Origin of the sequence: Sulfitobacter delicatus (assembly GCF_900102535.1) — a bacterium.
Taxonomy (GTDB): Bacteria; Pseudomonadota; Alphaproteobacteria; order Rhodobacterales; family Rhodobacteraceae; genus Sulfitobacter; species Sulfitobacter delicatus.
Genome location: NZ_FNBP01000003.1, coordinates 169,982 through 192,058, shown reverse-complemented (window position 1 = coordinate 192,058; position 22,077 = coordinate 169,982). Strand labels below are relative to the sequence as shown.

Genomic DNA, 22,077 nt, shown 5'->3' with positions numbered 1-22,077 from the left:
GCGGGGGCAGAATCCGCGTCGCATAGAACGGGTTAGCGGCGATACGCGCAGAGATCAGGTCGGCGCTTGGCAGAGCCACGCGCGGCGCTAGGTCAGGGGCAGGTTTGATTGCAAGGAGAGAGATTATGAAAGCGATGTTAATGGCAGCCGGCGTGGTCATGGCGGCAGTTCCCGCGATGGCGCAGGATTTGGTGGCCAAAGTCTCGCCGCATGATGTGGCAACAACGATGGACCGGCTTGAAAGTGCTGTCGAAGCCGCTGGGGCGAATGTCTTTGCCCGGGTTGACCATGCCGCTGGTGCTGAAAAGGTCGAGATGGAGTTGCGCCCCACGCAACTGCTGATCTTTGGCAACCCCAAGCTTGGCACGCCTGCCATGCAAGACGCCCAGACCGTTGGACTGGACCTGCCGATGCGCGTGTTGGTCTATGCGGACGGCGAAGGCGCCGTGCATGTGACCTATGAAGCGCCGGAAAAACTGGTGGCCGCACATGGCCTGCCTGAAGATGCCCAGTACATCGAAAAGATGACCGAAGCGCTGGACAACCTCACCGCCAAGGCGATCGGCGAAGAGTAAACGCGCCGCCCCGCCCGGCCTTCAAGGTTTGGGCGGGGTGTTATGGCTCTTGATAAGACTTTCGAGATCGTTCAGCCGCGCCAGCACTTCATCGCGGTAGTCGTCTGTCTTGGCGTTGGTTTCCTCATGATGCGCGTCTTGCATCGAGTTGACGATCAAACCAACCAGCAGGTTCACCACCGCGAATGTCGTGACCACGATGAAGGGCACGAAGAACATCCACGCATAGGGATAAACCTCCATCACCGGGCGCACGATGCCCATGGACCAGGACTCCAAGGTCATGATCTGGAACAGCGAATAGCCCGACCGGCCCAGCGTGCCGAACCAGTCCGGAAAGGTTGCGCCAAAGAGTTTGGTCGCCATGACCGACCCGATGTAAAAGATCACCCCCATCAGCAGGAACACCGAGCCCATGCCGGGCAGCGCGTTGACCAGCCCTTCGACCACGCGGCGAAGCGAGGGCGCGACCGAGACCACGCGCAGCAGACGCAAGATACGCAGGGCGCGCAGCACGCTAAGGCTTTGGGTTGCGGGGATCAGCGAGATACCGACGATGACAAAGTCAAAGAGGTTCCAGCCCCGGCGGAAGAAGTCCGTGCCATGGGCGTAGAGTTTCAAAGCGATCTCGACGACAAAGATGGTCAGGCAGATGCGGTCGAGCACTAGGATCAGCGGCCCGACTTCGGCCATGACCGCGTCAGAGGTTTCCAGCCCCAGAATCACCGCGTTGAACAGGATCACGGCGAGGATGAAGTTCTGCACGGCGTTTCGCTCGACAAAACGGGCGATACGGCGGCGGGGAGATGTGGGGGCGGTCTGGCTGAGATCGGTCATGCGCGTAGATATCGGGTGCCGGGTGCGGCTGCGCAAGAGCGGATCGACAGCGCAGCAGCAATCGGCGGCAAAGCCCCGCGCCCGCGCGCAAAAATGCAGCGTAGGCGCGGGTTTGAGCTTAGTCTTCTTCGGCCTGCTGGCGCTGCCAAAGCTGCGCATAACGCCCGCCATTGGCCAAGAGCACCTCATGGCTGCCCTGTTCGACAATCTCGCCCTTTTCCAGCACGACGATGCGGTCGGCTTCGGCGATGGTCGAGAGCCGGTGCGCGATGGTAATCACCGTCCGCCCCTGCCCCGCGCGGCGCAGCGCGTCTTGGATCTCATGCTCGGTTTCACTATCGAGCGCGCTTGTCGCCTCATCCAGCAGCAGGATCGGCGGGTCTTTCAGCAAGGTCCGGGCAATGCCCACACGCTGCTTTTCACCGCCAGAAAGCTTCAGCCCGCGTTCGCCCACGGTGGTGTCATACCCCTGCGGCAGCGACATGATGAAGTCGTGGATCTGCGCTGCGCGCGCGGCGTCCTGAACCTCCTCCTGCGTCGCCCCGTCGCGGCCATAGGCGATGTTATATCCGATGGTATCGTTGAACAGCACCGTGTCCTGCGGCACCACGCCAATGGCCAGATGCAGCGATTGCTGGGTGACCTCGCGAATGTCCTGCCCGTCGATTTTAAGCGCCCCGCCTGCCACGTCGTAAAAGCGGAACAACAGCCGCCCGATGGTGGATTTGCCCGATCCGGTAGAGCCCACGATGGCCACGGTCTCGCCCGGTTGGGCTTCCAGCGAAATGCCCTTCAGGATTTCGCGATCCGTATCATAGGCAAAGCGCACATTCTCCAACGCGACATGACCGCCGGAGACCTTCAGGTCAGGCGCATTCGGCTTGTCGGCGATCTCGGCCGGTTGTTCGAGCAGACCAAACATCTGGCCCATGTCCACCAGCGCTTGCCGGATCTCGCGGTACACGGTGCCGAGGAAGTTCAGCGGCACGGTCAGCTGGATCATATAGGAGTTCACCATGACAAAATCGCCGACGCTAAGCTCGCCACTTTGCACACCCATCGCGGCCATGACCATAACACCAACGAGCCCCGCTGTGATGATCAGCGCCTGACCGAAGTTCAGGAACGCGAGCGAATGGTTCGTCTTGATCGCGGCGTCTTCATAGTCCGCCATCGCAGCATCATAGCGTGCGGCCTCACGGCCTTCGGCGCCGAAGTATTTCACTGTCTCATAGTTGAGCAGGCTGTCGATGGCCTTTTGGTTGGCGTCGGTGTCGCTGTCGTTCATCTGCCGCCGCAGACGCACGCGCCATTCGGTAACGGCAAAGGTAAACCAGACATAGACCGCGATCGTCACCGCAACGACCGCCAGATACCAGATGTCGAAAAGCACGGCGAGGATGATGCCGACGAGGATCAGCTCAAGGATCAGCGGGCCGATGGAGAACAGCAGGAAACGCAGCAGGAAGTCGACACCTTTGACCCCGCGCTCGATAATCCGGCTCAGCCCGCCGGTCTTGCGCGTGATGTGATAGCGCATCGACAGTTTGTGGATATGCTGAAATGTCTCCAGCGCCAGCATCCGCAGCGCACGCTGGCCGACGCGGGCAAAGACCGCGTCGCGCAGCTGTTGGAAGCCCACGCCCATGAGCCGCGCCATGCCGTAGGCCACCGTCAGCCCCACTGCACCAAGCGCCAACATCGGCGTGCCCTCGCCTGCCAGCGCATCCACCGCGTCGCGGTAGAAGAACGGCGTGGCCACGATCACCAGTTTCGACACCAAGAGCGCTAGTAGCGCCCAAACCACGCGGCGCTTGACCCAAGGCATGTCTGACGGCCAAAGGTACGGCGCGACCTTGCGCAGCACCAGAAAGCCCGACTGCCGCTCGGCGGCGTCGATCATCTCGGCCTCGGTCGGGATGCGCTCAGGCTTGGTGGGTTTGGCGCGCGGGTCGTGCTTTTGGGCGGCGGGCTGGTCTGTATCGGCTGGCATGTAATTTCCTGAAATGGTTACAGGCTACATAGGCCGCTTGCGCTGAGGTTGCCAGAGCGGGGGCGCGCACAGCCGGTCTGCGCCATGCACAGACCGGCTTTCAATAACGCGTTCAGGTCACTCCGAGATGGCTTCTTCAGGCAGGTCAAACACCTGACCGGGATAGATCAGATCGGGGTCGCGGATGTTGTCGCTATTGGCCTCAAAGACCTTCACATAGAGGAACGGATCACCGTAGCGTTCGCGCGAAATCGCCCAGAGCGTATCGCCTTTCTGCACCGTCACAGCACTCAGAGGGCCGCTCACCCCCGCCGAGGCCGCAGCCAGCGTTTCGGGGGATTCGCGTTTGAAGGGGGTCTCGACCCGGCTGGTCACGTCGCCACCTGCAGAAAGCTCGTCCACTCGCAGGGTATAGACGCCCTCATCCACATTCGGCAGGTCGCCACGCCAGCGGCCCTCCTTATCGACCGGCAGGCTGATGACCGCATCGTTGTCGAGATAGACCCGCACCTCGCTTGTGTCCGGCTGGGCCCGGCCCGAAAGCTGCACATCGCCCTGGTCGGAGTAGCCGATGGTATCCAGCGCCACATTGGTCATCACCTGCGGCGGCGCGGTGTCGATCCGCTCGACCCCTTCGGCAGTAGATTTCAGCACCGCAACGGGCGCATCGGCTGGCGCAGGCGCCGGGGGTTTGGCCGGTGCTTCCTCGGCAGGGGTGGGTGCCGTGACTGTCGGGCTGGCGTCTGCCAGTGCAGGAGGCTCGGCGGTTTGCTGGCCGGAAGTCGGCGCTGTCGCGGTCGGTTTGCTGGGCGTGGTTTCGGCCACTACAGGGGCGTCACTTGTGTCGGCTCCAGCGATCATCGCTGACGTATTCTGCTCGCTGCCCGTGCCTGCCAAAGGCGTCGCCGAGGGAGCAGGTTCGCTGCTGGCTACTCCGTTTTCCTCAGATGGTTCAGTGGCGCTCGCGCTAGTCTCCGTTGAAGCTGTCTCTTGAGATGGCGCTTCTTCTTCGTCGCCTGCGGCATCAGCTGTTGCCGTGCCCGCCAGCGGCGTGGCTTGGGCAGGATCAGTCGGTGTTTCCTCTTCCATCTCAGCGGTGGCAGAGCTCGCCAGAGAAGTCTCATCGCTGCTTGCGGGCGCGGCTTCATCCTCGGTTGATGTGAGGTCGGCGTCCGTAGACATGTCGGCAGCTTCATCCGATCCGGTGGCATTGTCTGCGGTTGCAGTACCCGCCAATGGGGTCGCGCCATCGCTTGCTGTTGGGCCGTTGTCGCCGCTCTGGCTCGCTTCGGTGTTCGCAGTACTGTCTGCAGCCCCCTGCGACCCGCTTGACGTATCGGCCGTCGGTTCAGCGCTCTGAGCGACTTCTGCGCCAGCTTCGGCTTCACCCGTGCCCACCAGCGGTGTCGTCGCGGCGGGGTCTGTCGGGCTTGGCACTTCCTCCGGCGCGGCGTCCGCTTCGGCGACAACTATTTCTTCAACGGGCGTTTCTGCTGCCTGATCATCCACTTGGGCGACATCTTCGGCCTCCGTCACGGCACTGCTGGCAACGTCCGCCTCAGCGCCTGCGGCGGCGTCATCACTCGCTACGTCTTGATCAGCCGCTGTTTCCTCTTCCGCCGAAGCCTCTGCCGTCACAGTCGGCGCGGCAATCGGCGCCAAAAGGATCTCCTCTGCCGAGGCCACCTGCTCGTCCCCGTCCTGCGCCAGCAGCGTCAAGACATGCCCCGCGCCGTCAGGCGGGATCATCGCGAGGGTGGCGAACTTCCCGGCCCCGTCTGCGGTCGCGCTGGCAATCTCCTCCCCGTCCTTCAACACGGCCACGGTGCTGCCTGGCGCCGCGCGGCCTGCGATGACGGTCATGCCGTCCGGATCGCGGCGCACTTCGTCAAAGGCAGGCGCCTCCGCAGCGCGCGCACTTTCTGCGGTCTCGGCATCCGGCTCGGTCGCCGCCGTGCCCTCCGGGCCGACAGACGCGCCTTGCACAGCATCTTGGGAAAGCGTGGCATTCTCAGGTGTCGGATCACGCTCGGGCAATACGGCGATTGCCCCCTCGCCCGCCTCGTCAGACAGCTCACGCTGACCGCCGATCCAGACCCCGAGCGCCAATACCGCGGCCGCGACCGCACCGGCCACCGTGGCCCCTATGCCGCCCGACCGGCCTAATCCCTTGAACATCACGTACTTCCCCTGTGGTTGAGCCTTTTTAGCAAGCAGGGTAACAGGGGTCAAAAGCGCAAATGATCTGCGCCCGATTTTTCCAGAACCAACAGGAGCTTACCATGGTACAACATTCGGTCTGTGTCTATTGCGGCTCGCGCCCCGGCGATGATCCGGCCTATACCAAAGACGCCGAAGCTCTGGGCCGCGGTCTGGCCGAAACCGGCTTGCGGCTGGTTTACGGCGCAGGTGATGTCGGGCTGATGGGCTCTGTCGCCCGCGCGGCGCAGGAGGCAGGTGGCGACACTTTCGGCGTGATCCCCGCGCATCTCGTGGCGTGGGAAGTTGGCAAGACGGACCTGACCAGCTACATCGTCACCGAGACGATGCATGAGCGCAAAAAGGTGATGTTCATGAACTGCGATGCGGTGACTGTTCTGCCGGGCGGCGCAGGGTCTTTGGACGAGCTTTTCGAGGTGCTGACATGGCGCCAGCTCGGCTTGCACGAAAAGCCGGTTATTCTAGTAAATACAAAAGGCTACTGGGATCCGTTCATGTCGCTCCTGCGCCATGTGGTTGACCGGGGCTTTGCCGACGCAACCCTGCTGGATTACGTGACCGTGGTGGCGGATGCGGACGCGGCCCTAAGCGCTTTGCGCCGGGCTTTGTCCTGACGAAACGTGCTGACGGAATAGAGTGCAAGCGCGCACCAGATCAGGGCAAAAGCCTGCACATGCCAGCCGGTGAACGGCTCTTGAAACAGCACCACGGCGCAGAAGAATTGTAGTGTCGGGTTGAGGTAACTCAGCAAGCCGGTCGTCGCCATCGAGAGGCGACGGGCGGCATAGCTGAACAGGATCAAGGGCGTCGCAGTGATCGGACCCGCGAGGATCAGCAGCGCACTGTCCTGCAGCGAGGCGCCAAAGGCCCCCGCTCCGTTGTTACCCGTTTGCCACAGGACAATGACTGCCAGCGGCGACAGCAGTAGGACTTCGGCAGTGACCGAGACCACCGGCCCCACCGCCAACCGTTTCTTCGCCAAGCCGTAGAGCCCGAAAGAGGTCGCCAGAGCAAGGGCCAGCCAAGGGGCTGTGCCAAGGCCATAGGTCAGCAAAGACACCGCAACGGTAACCAAGGCCACGGCAAACTGCTGCACTCGGCTTAGCCGCTCGCCAAAGACCAATCGACCCAGCAGCACGGACACCAGTGGGAAGATGTAATAACCAAGCGCCGCCTCGGTCGCCTGCCCCGTCTGCACCGCCCAGATGAACAAAAACCAGTTGGTTGCGATGACAATGGCGGCAAAGAGCAGCAAGCCAAAAGCACGCGGCCCTGCCATGGCGCTCCGAATGGCGCCAAGGCGCCCTTGCACAGTCAGCACGATGGCAAAGAACGCTAGTGACCACAGGGTGCGATGCGCCAACACCTCAGCGGCGGGCACGTGTGACAGTAATTTGTAGAAAATTGGCGACAGCCCCCAGACGCAGCAAGCCGCGATCATCGCGGCGAAACCCTTGGTGGTGTCGGTCATCAGAAATCCTTGGCGCGGCTGGTTGCTCTCCTTGTGAAGGCAATCATTTCCCGCGCCAAGGGGAAAATCAGGCGTCTGCGAGTTCGCCTGCGACGATCTTTTCGATCTCGTCAATCGGATGGTTGGTCAGGGTCTTGGGAATCTCTCCCACGACCTTGTCTTGCACCTCTTTATGCAGATTGTCGCGCAGATCACCCAGAATGGAGGGCGGCGCGACCAGAACGATCCGGTCATAGCGGCCTTTGTGCGCCAACTTATACAGGATATCCGACAAGTCCTTGGCGAACCGCTCCTTACCCAACTCGTGCCAGTCGGTGTCGTCAAAGGCTGAGCGGTGCCCGCTTGGACCATCGCTCATGCGTCCGGGCCGGTTTGCGGCCTGTTCGCCGGTGGATGGGTTTTCCTGCTCTTCCTTGCGGACAACCTGAAGGTAGGGGTCATCGCCATCCGTGTGGTTTTGCAGGAAAAGGGCCTTTTCGCCATCCGCGATCAGTACCCATGTGTCTTGACTTAGTTTTGTCATGAAGGCTCTCCGTGGTTGCGTTTGTCCTCGCCGGTGACGCGGGTCACGCCGTCTTCGCCTTTTTCAGCGCGGCGCATGGCGTCTTGGGTGCCGACATCCTTTTGTAGGTCGCCCCCGGCGCGGCCGCCGTGATCTGGTGTTTCGGTGTCAGTGACGAATTTCTCAGTCTCCTGCGTACCGTCGTTGGATCTCTTCCGCTCGGCCATGATGTTCTCCTTATGACGTGAAGTGTCACTGGAAAAACAGTTGCCGGGGGTTTTGGGTTCCAACGAAAAAACCCCGCAGGCGGGCTGCGGGGTTTTGGTTAGCGGTGCGCTATTAACTGCGCGCAGTCAGATCACATGCGCGAGGCGACGTTTTCCCAGTTCACAAGGTTGTCGAGGAAGTTCGACAGGTAGTCAGGGCGCGCGTTGCGGTAGTCGATGTAGTAGGAGTGCTCCCACACATCACAGCCAAGCAGCGCGGTCTGGCCAAAGCAAACGGGGTTCACGCCGTTTTCGGTCTTGGTGACCTTCAGGCCGCCGTCGGTATCTTTCACCAGCCACGCCCAGCCAGAGCCGAACTGGCCAGCGCCTGCGGCTTTGAACTCGTCCTTGAATTTATCGACGGAGCCAAAGCTCTCGGTGATCGCTTTTTCGAGCTCACCGGGCATTTGGCTGTCGTTCGGGGTCATCATTTCCCAGAACTGGTTGTGGTTCCACAGCTGGCTGATGTTGTTGAAGATGCCGGACTGAGCGACCGCTTTAGGATCGTAGGTGCCCTTGATAATCTCTTCGAGGGTCTTGCCCTCCCACTCGGTGCCTTCAATCGCCTTGTTGCCGTTGGTGACATAGGCGTTGTGGTGCTTGTCGTGGTGGTATTCCAGCGTTTCCTTGGACATGCCTTTGGATGCAAGCGCGTCGTGGGCATAGGGGAGATCGGGAAGTTCAAAAGCCATTTCTGGGCCTCCTCATTTGGGAATTTCGCTGCGGCCACTTGATGGGGATCAAGCGGCAACGTCAAGGTCAACGTCTGCAAATGATAAGTGTTCCGAGCGAAATAGTCAGACTTTCTCCCGGTTTACCCCACTCTCCGGCGGGAAATACCCCACTTCGCTGCCGGGCTGGGCGGCGGCTTTAAGCAGGTCGAACATATACTGCGCGACTGAGCGGAAACAGAAAATCTGAAAGCTACCGTCCGCGCGCAGCCAGATCGCAGCGGGCACCTGCCCCACGCGGGTGCGGCGGAACATGCCGGGGGTGAATTTTTCGGGCGCAAGGTCCACGGGGGCGAGTTTGGCCAGCACCTCGCGGGCATGGGGGCCATCGACCCGAAACACCGCCCGCGCGCCAGAGACATTCGCCGCAAGCGTATGGGTGTCTTCAAAAGCGGCGTGCAGACGGGCGAGCACATCAGGCACCTGCGCATGGGGGCACATCAACAGCAGTTCGTCCGGCGACATCCAAGCGATGCCCGCCCCGCCTTCGCTATTGCACATGCCGCGCTCAGGGCGTTCGACCCCGGTGACTTTCTTAGCCACCTTGCGCACAAAAGGCGCGTCCAGATCGCCGCGAATGGTGATCATGCCCAGAGGGCCGATCTCAGAAACCTCAGCGATTCCGGCATCATAGTGGGCGTTCTTCAAGGCGGTGACAGTCTCAGACATTCTGCTTCTCCCCTTTGGGATCATAAAACACCGGGTCGACGATCTTGGCCTCATAGGTCTTGCCGTCGGTGCCGGGGAAAGTCAGCACCTCGCCCATCCGGTCCGGCCCATGCAGCACCAGCCCCATGGCGATGCCACGGTCGAGCGTCGGTGAATGATAGGCCGAGGTCACGCGGCCCTGCACGACCTTCTGCCCGTTCTCATTCTTCCCCTCGCCCAGAGCATAAGCCCCGTCCGGCAGTGTGCTGCCGTCCGTGGTCTCCAGCCCCACCAATTTCCAGCGGGTCGGGTCCTGCATATGGCTGCGCTGTTGCGCGCGTTTGCCGAGGTAGTCGTCTTTCTTTTTCGAGATCGCCCAGTTCAGCCCAAGGTCTTGCGGGATCACCGTGCCGTCGGTCTCATCCCCGATCATAATGAAGCCCTTTTCGGCCCGCAGGATGTGCAGACATTCCGTGCCATAGGGCATCACGCCCAAGGAATGCCCCGCCACCAGCAGCGCGTCCCAGAAGGCTTGACCCTGCCCCGCCTCAACGGCGATCTCATAGCTTAGCTCCCCGGAAAAGGAGATGCGGAAGACGCGGACCTTAAAGCCACCCAACTCGCCCTCGGTCCATTCCATAAACCCAAGCGCCTCGCGGCTCAGGTCCATGCCGCCGAGTTTTTCGAGGCATTTTCGGGCGTTCGGCCCGACCACGGCGATCTGCGCGTAATGTTCGGTCGCATTGACCACATGAACCTTGAAATCCCACCACTCGGTCTGAAGCCATTCCTCCATATGCGCATGGATGCTCTCGGCCCCGCCTGTCGTCGTGTGGCAAAGGAAGGTCTGCTCATCGAGCCGCGCCACCACGCCGTCGTCGATCAGGAAGCCGTTCTCGTTGCACATCAGACCGTAGCGGCATTTGCCCGGTTTTAGCGTCGACATCATGTTGGTGTAGAGCATGTCGAGGAACCGCCCTGCATCCGGCCCGCGCACGATGAGCTTGCCCAGCGTCGAGGCATCCAGCAGGCCGAGGTTCTGGCGCGTGTTCGTCACCTCGCGCATCACCGCGTCATGGGTGCTTTCCCCGCTTTGCACATAGGCATAGGGCCGCCGCCATTGGCCGACCGGCTCCCAGATTGCGCCATTGCTCTCGTGCCAGTCATGCAGCGGCGTGCGCCGGATCGGCTGAAACGTATCGCCGCGTGCGTCGCCCGTGATCGCGCCCATTGAGATCGGGTGATAGGGCGGGCGAAAGGTGGTGGTGCCGACGCTGGGAATTTCAGCGTCCAAAGCCCCCGCGAGGGTCGCCAGACCATTGATGTTGCTCAGCTTCCCCTGATCCGTCGCCATGCCCAGCGTGGTGTAGCGTTTGGCGTGTTCAACCGAGACAAAGCCCTCCTGCGCTGCTAGCCGCACATCTGAGACCTTCACGTCGTTCTGATAGTCCAAAAAGGTCTTTTCGCGCAGTTTGACACTGGCGCCCTGCGGCATTTGCCAGACCGGCGACATTGGCGCTTCTTCGCGGCGGTCGGCGACCGGGGAACGCGCATCGCGGGGCAGTTTGAGACCCAAGGTCGTGGCCACGCCCTCGGCAGCGGCATGGGCGTCGTGCAAGACGTCGTCCAGCGCAAAGACCCCGGCTGCGGCCCCGGCGGGGGTGACAAAACCCAGCCCATCGGCCCCGGTCGGCGGGTTGTCCTGATCCGGGCGGAAGCACGCGCGGGCCTTGTCCCACGTCAGCTTGCCACCGCAATGGGACCACAGATGCACCACAGGCGACCACCCGCCCGACATCGCCACGGCATCGCAGGCGATTTCCTCAAGCACCGCGCCCTCGCCCGCCTGCGAGCAGACCGCGACCCCGGTCACCCGTTTGCTACCCAACACCGAAGACACGCCCTGCCCCATGAGCACCCGAATGCCGAGCGCCTTGGCCTGTGCGACAAGCTGCGAGTCCTGCGGCAACACGCGAGCGTCGAGGATGGCGGGCACGTCAAGCCCCGCATGTTTCAGCGCAATCGCCGTGAGATAGGCGTTGTCGTTGTTGGTCACCAGCACCGTGCGGTCGCCGGGCGACACCGCAAAATTCGCGACATAGTCCCGCACCGCCGAGGCCAGCATCACGCCGGGCACATCGTTCCCGGCAAAGCTCAGCGGGCGTTCAATCGCCCCGGTTGCGGTGATCACATGGCCTGCCCTGATGCGCCACAGACGGTGGCGCGGGCCAGCGGCCTCGGGTGCGTGATCCCGCAACTGTTCATAGCCCAGCACATAGCCATGGTCATAAACGCCCGCGCCCATCGTGCGCTCGCGCAGGGTCACATTCTCCATGCCGCGCAGTTTGATCAGCGTCTGCGCGATCCAATCGTCGACCGAAGCACCGTCGATGCGCCCACCGTCCACCGGCGCACGGCCGCCCCAATGGGGAGTCTGCTCCAGTAAGATCACCCGCGCGCCGCTTTGACCTGCTGCCAAAGCCGCCTGCAACCCGGCTACACCGCCGCCGACGATCAGCACATCGCAGAAGGCGTAGAAGTGTTCATAGGTGTCCGCATCCGTGGCCTTCGGCGCTTTGCCCAAGCCCGCAGAATGGCGGATGATCGGCTCATAGACATGCTTCCACAGCGGGCGCGGATGCATGAACATCTTGTAGTAGAACCCGGCGGGCAGAAAGCGGCTGAGGTGCTTGTTGATCGCGCCCACATCGAACTCAAGGCTTGGCCAGTGGTTCTGGCTCGCGGCCTCCAGCCCGTCGAACAACTCGGTGGTGGTGGCGCGAGCGTTGGGCTCAAACCGGCCCTCTTGGCCCAAATTCATCAGCGCGTTGGGCTCTTCCGGCCCCGAGGTGACGATGCCGCGGGGGCGGTGATATTTGAACGAGCGCCCCACCAGCATCTGATCATTCGCCAACAGGGCCGAGGCCAGCGTGTCGCCCGCATAACCGCGCATCTGTTTGCCGTTAAAGGAAAATGTCAGCGGGGCCGTCTTGTTCAGCAGGCGGCCGCCAGTGGCCAATCTTGTGCTCATCTTGTCGAACCTTGCGGGCTGGTGGAGGGTTTGCGGACCTCTCGCGGGGAATTAGGCAACGAAGTTGGCATGGCTCAGGATGCCCCTTGCCATTGCCACTCCGGGTGTTTTTCTTGGATCGCGCTGCGGATGTGGTCGGGCGGAGACGTCGTCTGCGCGCTATAGGCGCCAAAGACCTCGAGCGTCGCGGTGTCACGGGCCAGATGGAACCACTTGCCGCAGCCATAGACATGGCGCCAGCGTTCGAGATGCACGCCTTTGGGGTTCTGCCGCATGAAGAGATAGCTTTCAAACTCCCCCTCAGCGCCGTCAGGGCCGATACGCTTCAAATGGGCCTCCCCGCCTGCGTGAAACTCCGTTTCCTCTGCGGTGACATGGCAGCAGGGACAGGTAAGGATCAGCATGGGCAGGCTCCTATCGGGGTGGTGAACGTAAAAACGCCGCCCCGGCGCAAAGGCGCGGAACGGCGTTCATCTGCTGTGGTCGGCATCCCAAAGGATGCAGCCATAACAATATTATTCAGTCGCGGTTGCGCCTTCTTCGACGGCATCGGCTGTGCCTTCGGCAGCACCTTCAATGGCGTTACCTGTATCTTCAATGGCTTCGCCAGCGCTTTCGCCTGCGCCTTCGACATTGACGTTAACGTCGCTCGTGCCGTCCACATCTGCGCCAGCAAAGAGGAAATAGGCCAGCAGCGCGACAACCACGACAACGGCGCCCACGATGAACGCCAAACCGCTGTTCCCGCGGTCGGTTGCTGTTGTGGTGGTCGTGGTGGTGTTGGTGTGGTCGGTACGGTCGGTTGTGTTGTGTTCAGGGGTTGCCATTGTTCAGCTCCACTTATTGCATTGTCTGAACAGGAAACTTCGGTCGGAACGATAGCGTTCCCCCCCTCATCGCACAGCGGCGGATTGTGGCGCAGGTGCAACATCAGTGTGCTACCCCGGCGGCAACGGATTCATCGATAAAGCGGCCTTCTGCGAAGCGCTCCAGCCCGAAGGCCTGCGTCAGCGGCGACTGCCCCTTGGCCATCAGTTCAGCAAAGCCCCAACCCGAACCGGGAATTGCCTTGAACCCGCCCGTGCCCCAGCCCGCGTTGATAAAGATGCCCTCAACCGGGGTTTTGCTCAGGATCGGAGAGCGGTCGCCCGTCACATCCACGATGCCACCCCATTGCCGCAACATTTTCAGGCGCGAGATCATTGGGAAGGTTTCCACCAAGGCCCGCACGGTTTCCTCAACATGGTGGAAACTGCCGCGTTGGGTGTAGTTGTTGTATCCGTCTGTGCCGCCGCCGATCACCATCTCGCCCTTGTCGGACTGGCTCATATAGCCATGCACCGTGTTGGCCATGACGACGACATCCATGCAGGGTTTGATGGGCTCGCTCACTAGCGCTTGCAGGGCGACGCTCTCGATCGGGAGACGGAAGCCCGCCATATCAGCCAGTTGCCCCGAATGCCCGGCCACGACCAGCCCCAGCTTGTCGCAGTCAATATCACCCCGCGTGGTGCTGACACCCGTCACCTTCCCGCCCGTCTGGCGCACGCCGGTCACTTCGCATTTCTGGATAATGTCCATGCCCATGTCCGAGCAGGCCCGCGCATAGCCCCACGCCACCGCATCATGCCGGGCCGTGCCGCCGCGTGCTTGCCACAGCCCGCCCAACACCGGATAGCGTGGCCCGTCGAGGTTGATGATCGGCACCAATTGCTTGACGCGGTCCGGCCCGATGAACTCGGTCTGAACGCCCTGAAGCGCGTTGGCATGGGCGGTGCGTTTGTAGCCGCGGACCTCATGTTCGGTCTGCGCCAGCATGATGACGCCGCGCGGGGAGAACATCACGTTGTAGTTCAAGTCCTGACTCATTGTTTCATAGAGGCTGCGGGACTTCTCATAGATCGCCGCCGAGGGGTCTTGCAGGTAGTTCGAGCGGATGATCGTCGTGTTCCGCCCAGTGTTGCCCCCGCCGAGCCAGCCCTTCTCCAGCACCGCGACATTGGTGATCCCAAAGTTCTTGCCCAGATAGTATGCCGTCGCCAACCCGTGCCCGCCCGCGCCGACGATGATGACATCATAGCGCTTTTTCGGCTGGGCATCGCGCCACGCGCGGGTCCAGCCTGTGTGGTGGCGCATCGCCTCGCGGGCCACGGCGAAAACGGAGTATTTCTTCATCACGTATCTTCCCGGCAAGGATTCGGACCGCGTCGGCGGCTGTGTGTTCTTGTGAGCCTAGGAGCGAAAAATCGAAATGACCACCACGGCATTTTTGAGCGGTTTTGCGACATGCGGCGCGATTGGTAAAAAATGCCGCAGGGGCTGGCGCAATTGCGGCCTTTTGTCGACGCGGGACAGAGGTTAGGTATTGGCCATGACATTCTGGATCATCTCTGGCGCGATGGCGCTTCTCGTAGGCGGGCTGCTGGCGCGGGCCGCATGGCGCGGCGCGGACACGCCCCTGCCCGCTCAGGCGGATTACGACCTCAAGGTCTACCGCGACCAATTGGCCGAGGTGGAGCGCGACGTCGCCCGCGGCGTGGTGCCCGAGGCCGACGCGGCCCGCATCCGCACCGAAATCTCGCGCCGTATCCTCGCCGCCGACGCCGCGTGCGATAAGGTGGCAAGCGGTGGCGGCCGTCCTGCGCCTTGGGTTCTGGCCCTCGGTGTGCTGGTGCTGGGCGGCAGCGCACTCGGGCTTTACTGGAAGCTCGGCCAGCCCGGCTATGGCGATCTGGCCCTCGCGGACCGCATTGCCTTTGCCGAAGACATGCGCCGCAACCGCCCCGATCAGGCCAGCGCCGTGGCAAGCCTGCCCGCCAGCCCAACGACCGAAGGGCTGAGCGCCGATTACCTTAAGCTGATCCAACAGCTGCGCGCCACGGTTAAGGAACGGCCCGATGATGTGCAGGGGCAAGTCTTGCTTGCCCAGAACGAAGCGCGGATCGGAAATTTCGCTGCCGCAGCCGACGCACAGGCCAATGTGCTGCGTCTGAAGGGTGCCGAGCGGAGCGCCAAGGACATTGCCGACTATGCCGAACTGCTGGTGCTGGCCGCAGGTGGCTATGTTTCGCCCGAGGCGGAAACCGCCCTGCGCGAAGTGCTGAACCGCGACGAAGACAACGGCCGAGCGCGCTACTACCTCGGCTTGATGATGGTGCAGACCGGACGGCCCGACGTGGGCTTCCGCCTTTGGGACGCGCTGCTGCGCCGGGGGCCAGAGGATGCGGCATGGATCGAACCCATTCGCGCACAGATCCCGCAGGTCGCAGCGCTCGCTGGCGTAGACTATGAGCTACCGCAGGTCGGCACCGGTGCCCCTGCGCGGGGACCAAGTGCGGAGGACATCGAAGCGGCCACTGAGATGACCGCAGATGACCGGATGGAGATGATCGGCGGCATGGTCGCTGGCCTCTCTGACCGGCTCGCCAACGAAGGCGGCCCGCCGCAGGATTGGGCACGGCTGATCACCTCGCTCGGGGTCTTGGGCGATACCGATCAGGCCCGTGCGGTCTATGAAAACGCGCTTGAGGTCTTTACCGGCAACAACGCGGCACTCGATATGATCCGGGCAGCAGGCGAACGCGCAGGGGTGGCCGGATGATCTTTGACGACACCGCAGATTTTGTCGCCGCCCTGCCCCCCATGCAGGCCCTGATTGGGCTGGACCTTGGCGAAAAGACCATCGGCGTTGCGGTGAGCGACAGCTTTCAATCCGTCGCCACGCCTTTGGAAACCGTGCGTCGCAAAAAATTTGGCGTTGATGCCGCACGGCTGGCCGAGATCATCGCAACGCGCCGCATCGGTGGGCTGGTGCTCGGGCTGCCCCGCAATATGGATGGCTCTGAGGGCGCGCGCTGCCAATCCACACGGGCCTTCGCGCGCAACTTTGACCGTCTGACTCCCCTGCCCATCACCTTTTGGGACGAGCGCCTGTCTACCGTGGCCGCTGAACGCGCGCTGTTGGAGGCCGACACCACCCGCAAGCGCCGGGCTGAGGTGATCGACCATGTGGCGGCGGGATATATTTTGCAGGGATTGCTCGACCGTTTGCAGGTCATGCGGCGTACGCAGAGCCCGTTATGAGTGACGAGGTTTGGAAACGCGACGAGGTCCAAAGCCCCTGCATCAACATCTGTGTGGTGCATCCCGAAGCACGGATTTGCACCGGCTGCTTGCGCTCCATCGACGAGATCAGCCAATGGTCCCGCATGAGCGACGACGCGCGGCGTGAGGTACTGGCAGACCTCCCCGAGCGTGCAGATCTGTCGAAGAAACGTCGCGGCGGACGTGCTGCGAAATTAGCAACCCGCCGCAGCTAGCTCGATCAGGCGCCCCGGCGCTGAAGCAACTCGTGCAAGAAGACCAAAGCGGCATCCCCGACGGGCACGGCGGCGATATCGGCTGGTGCATGGTTGCTGTTGGCCGAAGGAACGGCGACACGGACAAAGGACAGGCTTGTCTCTCGGGTGAACATCCCATCAAAGCGAAAGGCACGACGGCCGGATCGCGTGGGCTTCCAATAGGCAAGGCTGTCGCCCCGACCTTTGAGAATGATCGCCTTGGTCCGTTTCTGACCCATGTCTTCTGTCCCTTGATTCTACTATCCACCCCCCACTATCCGGGGCCATGTGGCAGAAATGCGGCGAATTGATGAATATTGTCCGAAGATTGGCGTGATCGGGCCTTAAAACGACAGATTTGCGTTTATGGCTATGTCTTAGGACATAGATGCCCTGCCTAGCCGCCGAAGGCCTTGCGCAGCATGTTAAGCGCAACCACCACGAGAAACACGGCAAATACCCGCCTCAACGGTTTCGGGTCCATCGCATGGGCCAGCCTTACGCCCAATGGCGCCGTGAGCAACGTCATCGCCACGACAATCCCAAAGGCCACCACATTAACCGCTCCCACGGTCAGCGGCGGGCGGGCGGTGTCAATCTCGACGAACAGGAAGGCAATGACCGAAGGCACCGCGATCAGCAGGCCGAACCCGGCCGCCGTGGCCACGGCCTTGTGAATGGAACGACCGTGGAGGGTCATCAACGGCACCCCAAAGCTGCCGCCGCCAATGCCCATGAGCACTGACAAGAAGCCCACCAACGGCGACAGAACCGCCCGCCGCCATCCACGTGGCATGGAGGTGCCCAACCGCCAATCGCTGCGACCAAAGCCGAGGTAAAGCCCCACGATCAGTGCCAGCCCGCCAAAGATCGCCTGCAAAGTCACTGTGCGCAGCTGCGCCACCAAGAGCACGCCTAACACCGCGCCAATCATGATGCCCGGTGCCCAGGTTCGCAAAATCTGCCAGTCCACCGCGCCCTTCTTGTTATGCGCGTGCACAGATCGGGCTGAAGTGACGATAATCGTGGCCAATGATGTCGCAAGACAGATCTGCATCAGTTCTGGCCCGCCAAAGCCCAGCGACTGGAACGCATAGAAGAACGCCGGCACAAGAACGATCCCGCCGCCGACGCCCAACAACCCGGCGAGCACGCCAGCAAAGCCACCGATCCCCGCGATAAGCGCCAGCATCGGCAACAGTTGAGACATCTCAGGCATGGCGCTTCCTCGGGGTGAATATGCCCCTATCAAGCGGGTTATGCGTTAGACTGCAAGGGGATAAGGGCGGAGGGTAGCCCTCACGATGCATCGCGGCATGGGTCGGGACGCCCTAGCCCGCCGCCGCCAGTTCCTGCGCCGCAGTGACTTCCGCCAAAGCATGCTCGACCAGTTCGGGCCCTGCCCCGGGCTTATGCGCCCCTTCTGACAGGATGCGCCGCCATTGCCGCGCACCGGGACGTCCGGCAAAGAGCCCGAGCATATGGCGCGTGATTTGCCCCAGCCGTCCACCCTGCGTCAGATGCGCTTCGATATAGGGGAGCATGCCTTCTACAGCCTCTTCTGCGCTGCTGTCACGGTCCCCACCGAAAATGCGGCGATCTGCTGTGGCGAGAATATCGGTCGGCGCATGATAGGCGCTGCGGCCCACCATCACGCCGTCCAGCCCGCCTTCGAGGAACCCAAGCGCCTGATCAACGGAGGTGATGCCGCCGTTGACCGAGATATGCAGATTGGGAAACAACCCCTTCATCTCGTGCACTAGCCCGTAATCCAAAGGCGGAATGTCGCGGTTTTCCTTAGGGCTAAGACCCTGCAGCCACGCCTTACGCGCATGGACGGTCACCCGCGTGCAGCCTGCCCCCACGATCCGGGCCAGAAACTCTGGCAAGACCTCTTCGGGGATCTGGTCGTCCACACCGATGCGGCACTTCACAGTCACCTCGACGTCACAAGCTGCACGCATCGCGTCAACGCAATCCGCCACCAGCCCCGGCTGTTGCATCAACACCGCGCCAAAGGCCCCCGACTGCACCCGGTCCGACGGGCAGCCGACATTCAGGTTGATCTCGTCATAGCCCGCATCCGCCCCGAGCCGCGCCGCCTGCGCCAGTTCCTTAGGGTCAGAGCCGCCAAGTTGCAGCGCGACAGGATGCTCCGAAGGGTCGTGATCCAAAAGATGCAGCGCACCGCCGCGCACAAGCGCAGGTGCAGTAACCATTTCGGTATAGAGCAACGTATCGCGGCTCAGCAGCCGGTGGAGATAGCGGCAGTGACGGTCGGTCCAATCCATCATGGGGGCCACGGAGAGCCGGGCGGCGCGATAGGCTGTCGAATTTGCGTCTTTGATCATCGTTTCCTACCGGGCGGATGGCGAAGTGAATTTGAAGTCCGAGTTGTCGCCGTTCGGTTATACCTTCGACGGTGCGGAAGGTCGAAAGACGACCACGTCCGATAACATCATTCCCTTCCGGCGTTCAACTGTCGTTGCTGGTCGACCCCGCAGCCACCGCCACGACCGTGGTCGCCTCGATTGACAGTACACCTATTCAGGGTAGGCTATGCCCCATGGTTACGCATGAGAATCATTTTCGGTTTCTGCTTCTGAACCGCCCCCGTCCCCGGGTGGCGCACGCTTAGGCGTATATACAACCCCCGGGGCCCTCTCAATTTCATCCTTGAGACTGCGATCCTTTCCGGGGGACCATCATGTACATCTCCAATCCGACGCATTTGCCCATGGGCAATGCCTATCAACCAACCTTCAAATGCCCGCCGCTGAGAGGCAGGTTCCAACTGATCCGCGCCGATCGGATCGGGGTTGAACGTCTGTTGAGCCTTGAGCTCACGGCGGAATGCCCGAACCCGACGCTGATCGGAGGTTTCCTGCGCCATAAACTGCGGCTTGCCGGGCCAGCACCTGAGCCTGCACCAGCGACCCTAGTTATCGCAGGGCGGACGGTCTTTTTCATGACCAGTGGCGGCAAAGCCCGCAGTGGCATGCTGACTTTAGTTCCGGGCCACGATGCTGGCTGCATCCCTGTGACCTCATTCCTCGGCGCGACACTGCTGGGCATGAGGAAGCAGCAAAGAGCCCCCCTGCTCCGCGAAGACGGCTGGATCGATACGCTTGTCGTCCTGGACGTGCGCGGCGCGTAGCGTGGGGGAGTCTGCCTCAGCAACCATACCATTCAATTGAAGGAGTTACCCCATGTCCACACCACCTAAACCTCGCCGCCCTCGGCGCCCCAAAATCGTGCTCAGCAGTACCCGCCTGGCGGAGCTTGAAGCCCTGTCCGAAGGGATGATGCGCCGCAATCCGGGACTGGCCGAGCAACTGGTCGAAGAGCTTGGCCGCGCGCGCATTGTTACCCCGTCGCGGCTGCGCGCGGATGTCGTCGATCTGGGGCGCGAGGTAACTTACCATGACGAAACAACGGGTAAGGATCATACGGTGACACTGGTCTTGCCGCAGGAGGCTGATATCTCGAGCGGTCGCGTCTCGGTCATGACACCCATCGGCGTCGCGCTGATCGGTTTGGCCGAAGACGCTGTGTTCCATTGGGAAACACGAGACGGACAGCGGCGCGCGTTGAAGATCTTGAAGGTATCTTCCCTCGCGCAAGAAACTTTGCAGGAGACATGAGATGAGGGCGCCAAACTTGAGGGCGCGCAAAAACCATGCGCGTCCCGGGGGGTGCCTGCGCATGTGGTAACGCATGGCGCACCGTCCGGGAGTGAGCCCGCCGTTATAGCGGCAGACCCTATTCAGGCCGGAGATATGCCATGACCTTTCACCTTCCCTCCCAATGCCCGTCCTGTGCCGCGCCTATCCCCCGCGCCGCAGCCGGACGCTGTCCAAGCTGCCGTTTCTTATTCGCTGAGACGTTGGCAAGGAGATCCATCAAATGCCGTCGATGCAACACGCCCATACCGCTGCAAGGCGCCACAGCCCTGATCTGCGGCACCTGCCGAGGCAGCCGCCCCTCTCGGCTTGCGGCGAAGCGTCGGGCGGCCTAGCGCGACTTAGGATTTCACGAAAGGAACAACAGATGCGCCTTTTTCTGACCGCTCTTACTTGCGCAATGATGGCTCTGCCGGCTGTCGCGCAAACCAGCCTGAACCTCACGCTCGGACCTGCCGATAGCGTCGAGACCATAAACTATAGTTGCGACACTGGCGCCGCGCTGCGCGTGCAATATGTGAACGCAGGTCCAAACGCGCTCGCTCTAATGAAGATCAATGGCGCAATGCGCATTTTTGTCGGGGTCGTTGCAGGTTCGGGCGCGCGCTATGTCTCGGGCGCTGAGGTTTGGGTAACCAAGGGCGGGACAGCGCTGCTGGAGAACCAGCTGAAAGACACCAAGGTGCGATGTTCGCAGAGTGATGACGCGCAAAGAGAATGACCGGCCTTTATCATCCTTTAAAAACACGATGCCCAATTGGCCAACGTCAGGGGTAATACACGCCCCCCTGCGCACGCATGATCTTGGGCTTTCCCTCAGGAGCGGGGATGAACTCCTCCTCATCGCCGGGCACGGTCTCAAACCGACCCCGGCGCCATTCCTCACGCGCCTGTTCGATCCGGTCGCGGCGCGAGGAAACGAAATTCCACCAAATATAGCGCAGCCCTTCCATTGGCGCGCCGCCGAACAACATAAAGCGCGCATGACTGCCGGTGCCATCGTCGATCCCCTTAACCGTGATCTCGTCCCCCGGGCGCAGTACCAATAGCTGGCCGGGGTCAAAGGTATCACCGGAAACCTCTAATTTGCCGCGAATGGTATAGAGCGCGCGTTCCTCAGTATTGGCCGCGATGGGCGCTCTGGCCCCGGACGCGAGGGTGATGTCAGCATAGAGCGTATCAGACGCGGTCTTGAGCGGTGACGAAACACCAAAGGCCGCTCCTGCGATGAGCCGCGCAGTCATCCCCTCGGCCTCCACCACGGGCAGGTCGGTCTTGTCGTGATGCATGAATGCCGGATCGGTTTCTTCTTCATTCTCCGGCAGCGCCATCCAAGTTTGCAGACCAAAAAGCCGCTGGCCGGTCTTCTTGCGCTCGGGCGCAGTGCGCTCCGAATGCACGATCCCCCTGCCCGCCTTCATCCAGTTCACCGCGCCCGGCTCAATCGCCTGATCCGTGCCGAGGCTGTCGCGATGATGTATCTGCCCCTCGAAGAGATAGGTCAGTGTCGCCAGATTGATATGCGGATGCGGGCGCACGTCGATGCCCTGATCGGTCAGAAACTCTGCCGGGCCCATCTGGTCGAAAAAGATAAACGGCCCGACCATTTGGCGCTTGTCGGACGGGAGCGCACGGCGAACTTCCATTTCTCCGATATCCACCGCCCGCGGAACGATAAGCGTCTCGATCGCATCGACACTCTTGGCGTTACCGGGAACGGGATCGGGGCATGGGCTCCAGCTCATCGAATTGCTCCTCAATCGGACTTATTGTGTAAACG

At 62.0% G+C, this 22,077-nt stretch carries 24 protein-coding genes; 8 read left to right on the top strand and 16 right to left on the bottom strand.

Features of this window, described 5'->3' with window-relative positions; translation table 11 throughout:
- Positions 1-125 precede the first annotated feature (125 nt).
- Entirely contained in the window at positions 126-575 is a 450-nt protein-coding gene (locus BLS57_RS07295) for a DUF302 domain-containing protein (RefSeq protein ID WP_093740717.1), read from the top strand.
- A gap of 21 nt (positions 576-596) precedes the next feature.
- On the opposite strand, the gene BLS57_RS07290 is transcribed toward BLS57_RS07295, so the two are convergent.
- The 3 genes from BLS57_RS07290 to BLS57_RS19920 all read right to left on the bottom strand — a co-directional run bounded on the left by BLS57_RS07290 (position 597) and on the right by BLS57_RS19920 (position 5,583).
- Entirely contained in the window at positions 597-1,412 is an 816-nt protein-coding gene (locus tag BLS57_RS07290; RefSeq protein WP_093741204.1) for an ion transporter, read from the bottom strand.
- A gap of 118 nt (positions 1,413-1,530) precedes the next feature.
- The gene (locus BLS57_RS07285; protein WP_208597541.1) at positions 1,531-3,315 is read right to left on the bottom strand and encodes an ABCB family ABC transporter ATP-binding protein/permease; all 1,785 of its coding nucleotides are present in this window, start codon (positions 3,313-3,315) and stop codon (positions 1,531-1,533) included.
- A 207-nt stretch (positions 3,316-3,522) separates the two neighbouring features.
- On the bottom strand, positions 3,523-5,583 hold the full coding sequence (locus BLS57_RS19920; protein WP_244153622.1) for a LysM peptidoglycan-binding domain-containing protein: 2,061 nt from the start codon (positions 5,581-5,583) through the stop codon (positions 3,523-3,525).
- Between the two features lie 104 nt (positions 5,584-5,687).
- Here BLS57_RS19920 and BLS57_RS07275 point away from each other — a divergent pair, with 104 nt between their 5' ends.
- Positions 5,688-6,239: an LOG family protein gene (locus BLS57_RS07275; protein WP_093740713.1), complete on the top strand. Its 552-nt coding sequence runs from the start codon at positions 5,688-5,690 to the stop codon at positions 6,237-6,239.
- On the opposite strand, the gene rarD is transcribed toward BLS57_RS07275, so the two are convergent.
- The 9 genes from rarD to BLS57_RS07230 form a co-directional block, all read right to left on the bottom strand.
- Positions 6,176-7,096, bottom strand: a complete 921-nt coding sequence (gene rarD / locus BLS57_RS07270) for an EamA family transporter RarD (protein WP_093740711.1) — start codon at positions 7,094-7,096, stop codon at positions 6,176-6,178. The two genes, BLS57_RS07275 and rarD, sit on opposite strands and share 64 nt — an antisense overlap.
- Before the next feature lie 67 nt (positions 7,097-7,163).
- Positions 7,164-7,619, bottom strand: a complete 456-nt coding sequence (locus tag BLS57_RS07265) for a host attachment family protein (RefSeq protein WP_093740709.1) — start codon at positions 7,617-7,619, stop codon at positions 7,164-7,166.
- Entirely contained in the window at positions 7,616-7,825 is a 210-nt protein-coding gene (locus BLS57_RS07260; RefSeq protein ID WP_093740707.1) for a hypothetical protein, read from the bottom strand. The genes BLS57_RS07265 and BLS57_RS07260 overlap by 4 nt, the downstream gene beginning before the upstream one ends.
- Positions 7,826-7,956: 131 nt before the next feature.
- Positions 7,957-8,556: a superoxide dismutase gene (locus BLS57_RS07255; RefSeq protein ID WP_093740705.1), complete on the bottom strand. Its 600-nt coding sequence runs from the start codon at positions 8,554-8,556 to the stop codon at positions 7,957-7,959.
- A 105-nt stretch (positions 8,557-8,661) separates the two neighbouring features.
- Positions 8,662-9,264 carry a sarcosine oxidase subunit gamma gene (locus tag BLS57_RS07250; RefSeq protein ID WP_093740703.1) on the bottom strand — a complete coding sequence of 201 codons (603 nt, stop codon included), beginning with the start codon at positions 9,262-9,264 and terminating at the stop codon, positions 8,662-8,664.
- The gene (locus BLS57_RS07245) at positions 9,257-12,274 is read right to left on the bottom strand and encodes a sarcosine oxidase subunit alpha family protein (RefSeq protein ID WP_093740701.1); all 3,018 of its coding nucleotides are present in this window, start codon (positions 12,272-12,274) and stop codon (positions 9,257-9,259) included. The genes BLS57_RS07250 and BLS57_RS07245 overlap by 8 nt, the downstream gene beginning before the upstream one ends.
- Before the next feature lie 74 nt (positions 12,275-12,348).
- Positions 12,349-12,678 carry a sarcosine oxidase subunit delta gene (locus BLS57_RS07240; RefSeq protein ID WP_093740699.1) on the bottom strand — a complete coding sequence of 110 codons (330 nt, stop codon included), beginning with the start codon at positions 12,676-12,678 and terminating at the stop codon, positions 12,349-12,351.
- 111 nt (positions 12,679-12,789) lie between these two features.
- Positions 12,790-13,101: a hypothetical protein gene (locus tag BLS57_RS07235; protein WP_093740697.1), complete on the bottom strand. Its 312-nt coding sequence runs from the start codon at positions 13,099-13,101 to the stop codon at positions 12,790-12,792.
- Between the two features lie 103 nt (positions 13,102-13,204).
- On the bottom strand, positions 13,205-14,449 hold the full coding sequence (locus BLS57_RS07230) for a sarcosine oxidase subunit beta family protein (protein ID WP_093740695.1): 1,245 nt from the start codon (positions 14,447-14,449) through the stop codon (positions 13,205-13,207).
- A 196-nt stretch (positions 14,450-14,645) separates the two neighbouring features.
- Here BLS57_RS07230 and ccmI point away from each other — a divergent pair, with 196 nt between their 5' ends.
- From ccmI to BLS57_RS07215, 3 genes are read left to right on the top strand one after another with little or no spacing between them, the layout of a single operon-like run.
- On the top strand, positions 14,646-15,875 hold the full coding sequence (ccmI, locus tag BLS57_RS07225; RefSeq protein WP_093740693.1) for a c-type cytochrome biogenesis protein CcmI: 1,230 nt from the start codon (positions 14,646-14,648) through the stop codon (positions 15,873-15,875).
- The gene (gene ruvX / locus BLS57_RS07220; protein ID WP_093740691.1) at positions 15,872-16,357 is read left to right on the top strand and encodes a Holliday junction resolvase RuvX; all 486 of its coding nucleotides are present in this window, start codon (positions 15,872-15,874) and stop codon (positions 16,355-16,357) included. The genes ccmI and ruvX overlap by 4 nt, the downstream gene beginning before the upstream one ends.
- On the top strand, positions 16,354-16,593 hold the full coding sequence (locus BLS57_RS07215) for a DUF1289 domain-containing protein (protein ID WP_093740689.1): 240 nt from the start codon (positions 16,354-16,356) through the stop codon (positions 16,591-16,593). Before ruvX ends, BLS57_RS07215 begins: the two co-directional genes overlap by 4 nt.
- A 5-nt stretch (positions 16,594-16,598) precedes the next feature.
- On the opposite strand, the gene BLS57_RS07210 is transcribed toward BLS57_RS07215, so the two are convergent.
- The 3 genes from BLS57_RS07210 to dusA all read right to left on the bottom strand — a co-directional run bounded on the left by BLS57_RS07210 (position 16,599) and on the right by dusA (position 18,965).
- Positions 16,599-16,853 carry a hypothetical protein gene (locus BLS57_RS07210; protein ID WP_093740687.1) on the bottom strand — a complete coding sequence of 85 codons (255 nt, stop codon included), beginning with the start codon at positions 16,851-16,853 and terminating at the stop codon, positions 16,599-16,601.
- A gap of 158 nt (positions 16,854-17,011) precedes the next feature.
- Positions 17,012-17,833 carry a sulfite exporter TauE/SafE family protein gene (locus BLS57_RS07205; protein ID WP_093740685.1) on the bottom strand — a complete coding sequence of 274 codons (822 nt, stop codon included), beginning with the start codon at positions 17,831-17,833 and terminating at the stop codon, positions 17,012-17,014.
- A 112-nt stretch (positions 17,834-17,945) separates the two neighbouring features.
- Positions 17,946-18,965: a tRNA dihydrouridine(20/20a) synthase DusA gene (gene dusA, locus BLS57_RS07200; protein ID WP_093740683.1), complete on the bottom strand. Its 1,020-nt coding sequence runs from the start codon at positions 18,963-18,965 to the stop codon at positions 17,946-17,948.
- A 356-nt stretch (positions 18,966-19,321) separates the two neighbouring features.
- On the opposite strand from dusA, the gene BLS57_RS07195 reads away from it, so the two are divergent.
- From BLS57_RS07195 to BLS57_RS07185, 3 genes are all read left to right on the top strand, one after another.
- The gene (locus BLS57_RS07195; protein ID WP_093740681.1) at positions 19,322-19,771 is read left to right on the top strand and encodes a hypothetical protein; all 450 of its coding nucleotides are present in this window, start codon (positions 19,322-19,324) and stop codon (positions 19,769-19,771) included.
- Positions 19,772-19,823: 52 nt separating this feature from the next.
- Positions 19,824-20,258 carry a nucleoside diphosphate kinase regulator gene (gene rnk / locus BLS57_RS07190; RefSeq protein ID WP_093740679.1) on the top strand — a complete coding sequence of 145 codons (435 nt, stop codon included), beginning with the start codon at positions 19,824-19,826 and terminating at the stop codon, positions 20,256-20,258.
- Between the two features lie 406 nt (positions 20,259-20,664).
- A complete protein-coding gene (locus tag BLS57_RS07185; protein ID WP_167356382.1) occupies positions 20,665-21,018 on the top strand; it encodes an MliC family protein in 354 nt (117 codons plus the stop codon).
- 46 nt (positions 21,019-21,064) lie between these two features.
- Here BLS57_RS07185 and BLS57_RS07180 read toward each other — a convergent pair whose 3' ends face one another.
- The gene (locus tag BLS57_RS07180) at positions 21,065-22,042 is read right to left on the bottom strand and encodes a pirin family protein (RefSeq protein WP_093740675.1); all 978 of its coding nucleotides are present in this window, start codon (positions 22,040-22,042) and stop codon (positions 21,065-21,067) included.
- Positions 22,043-22,077: the final 35 nt, after the last annotated feature.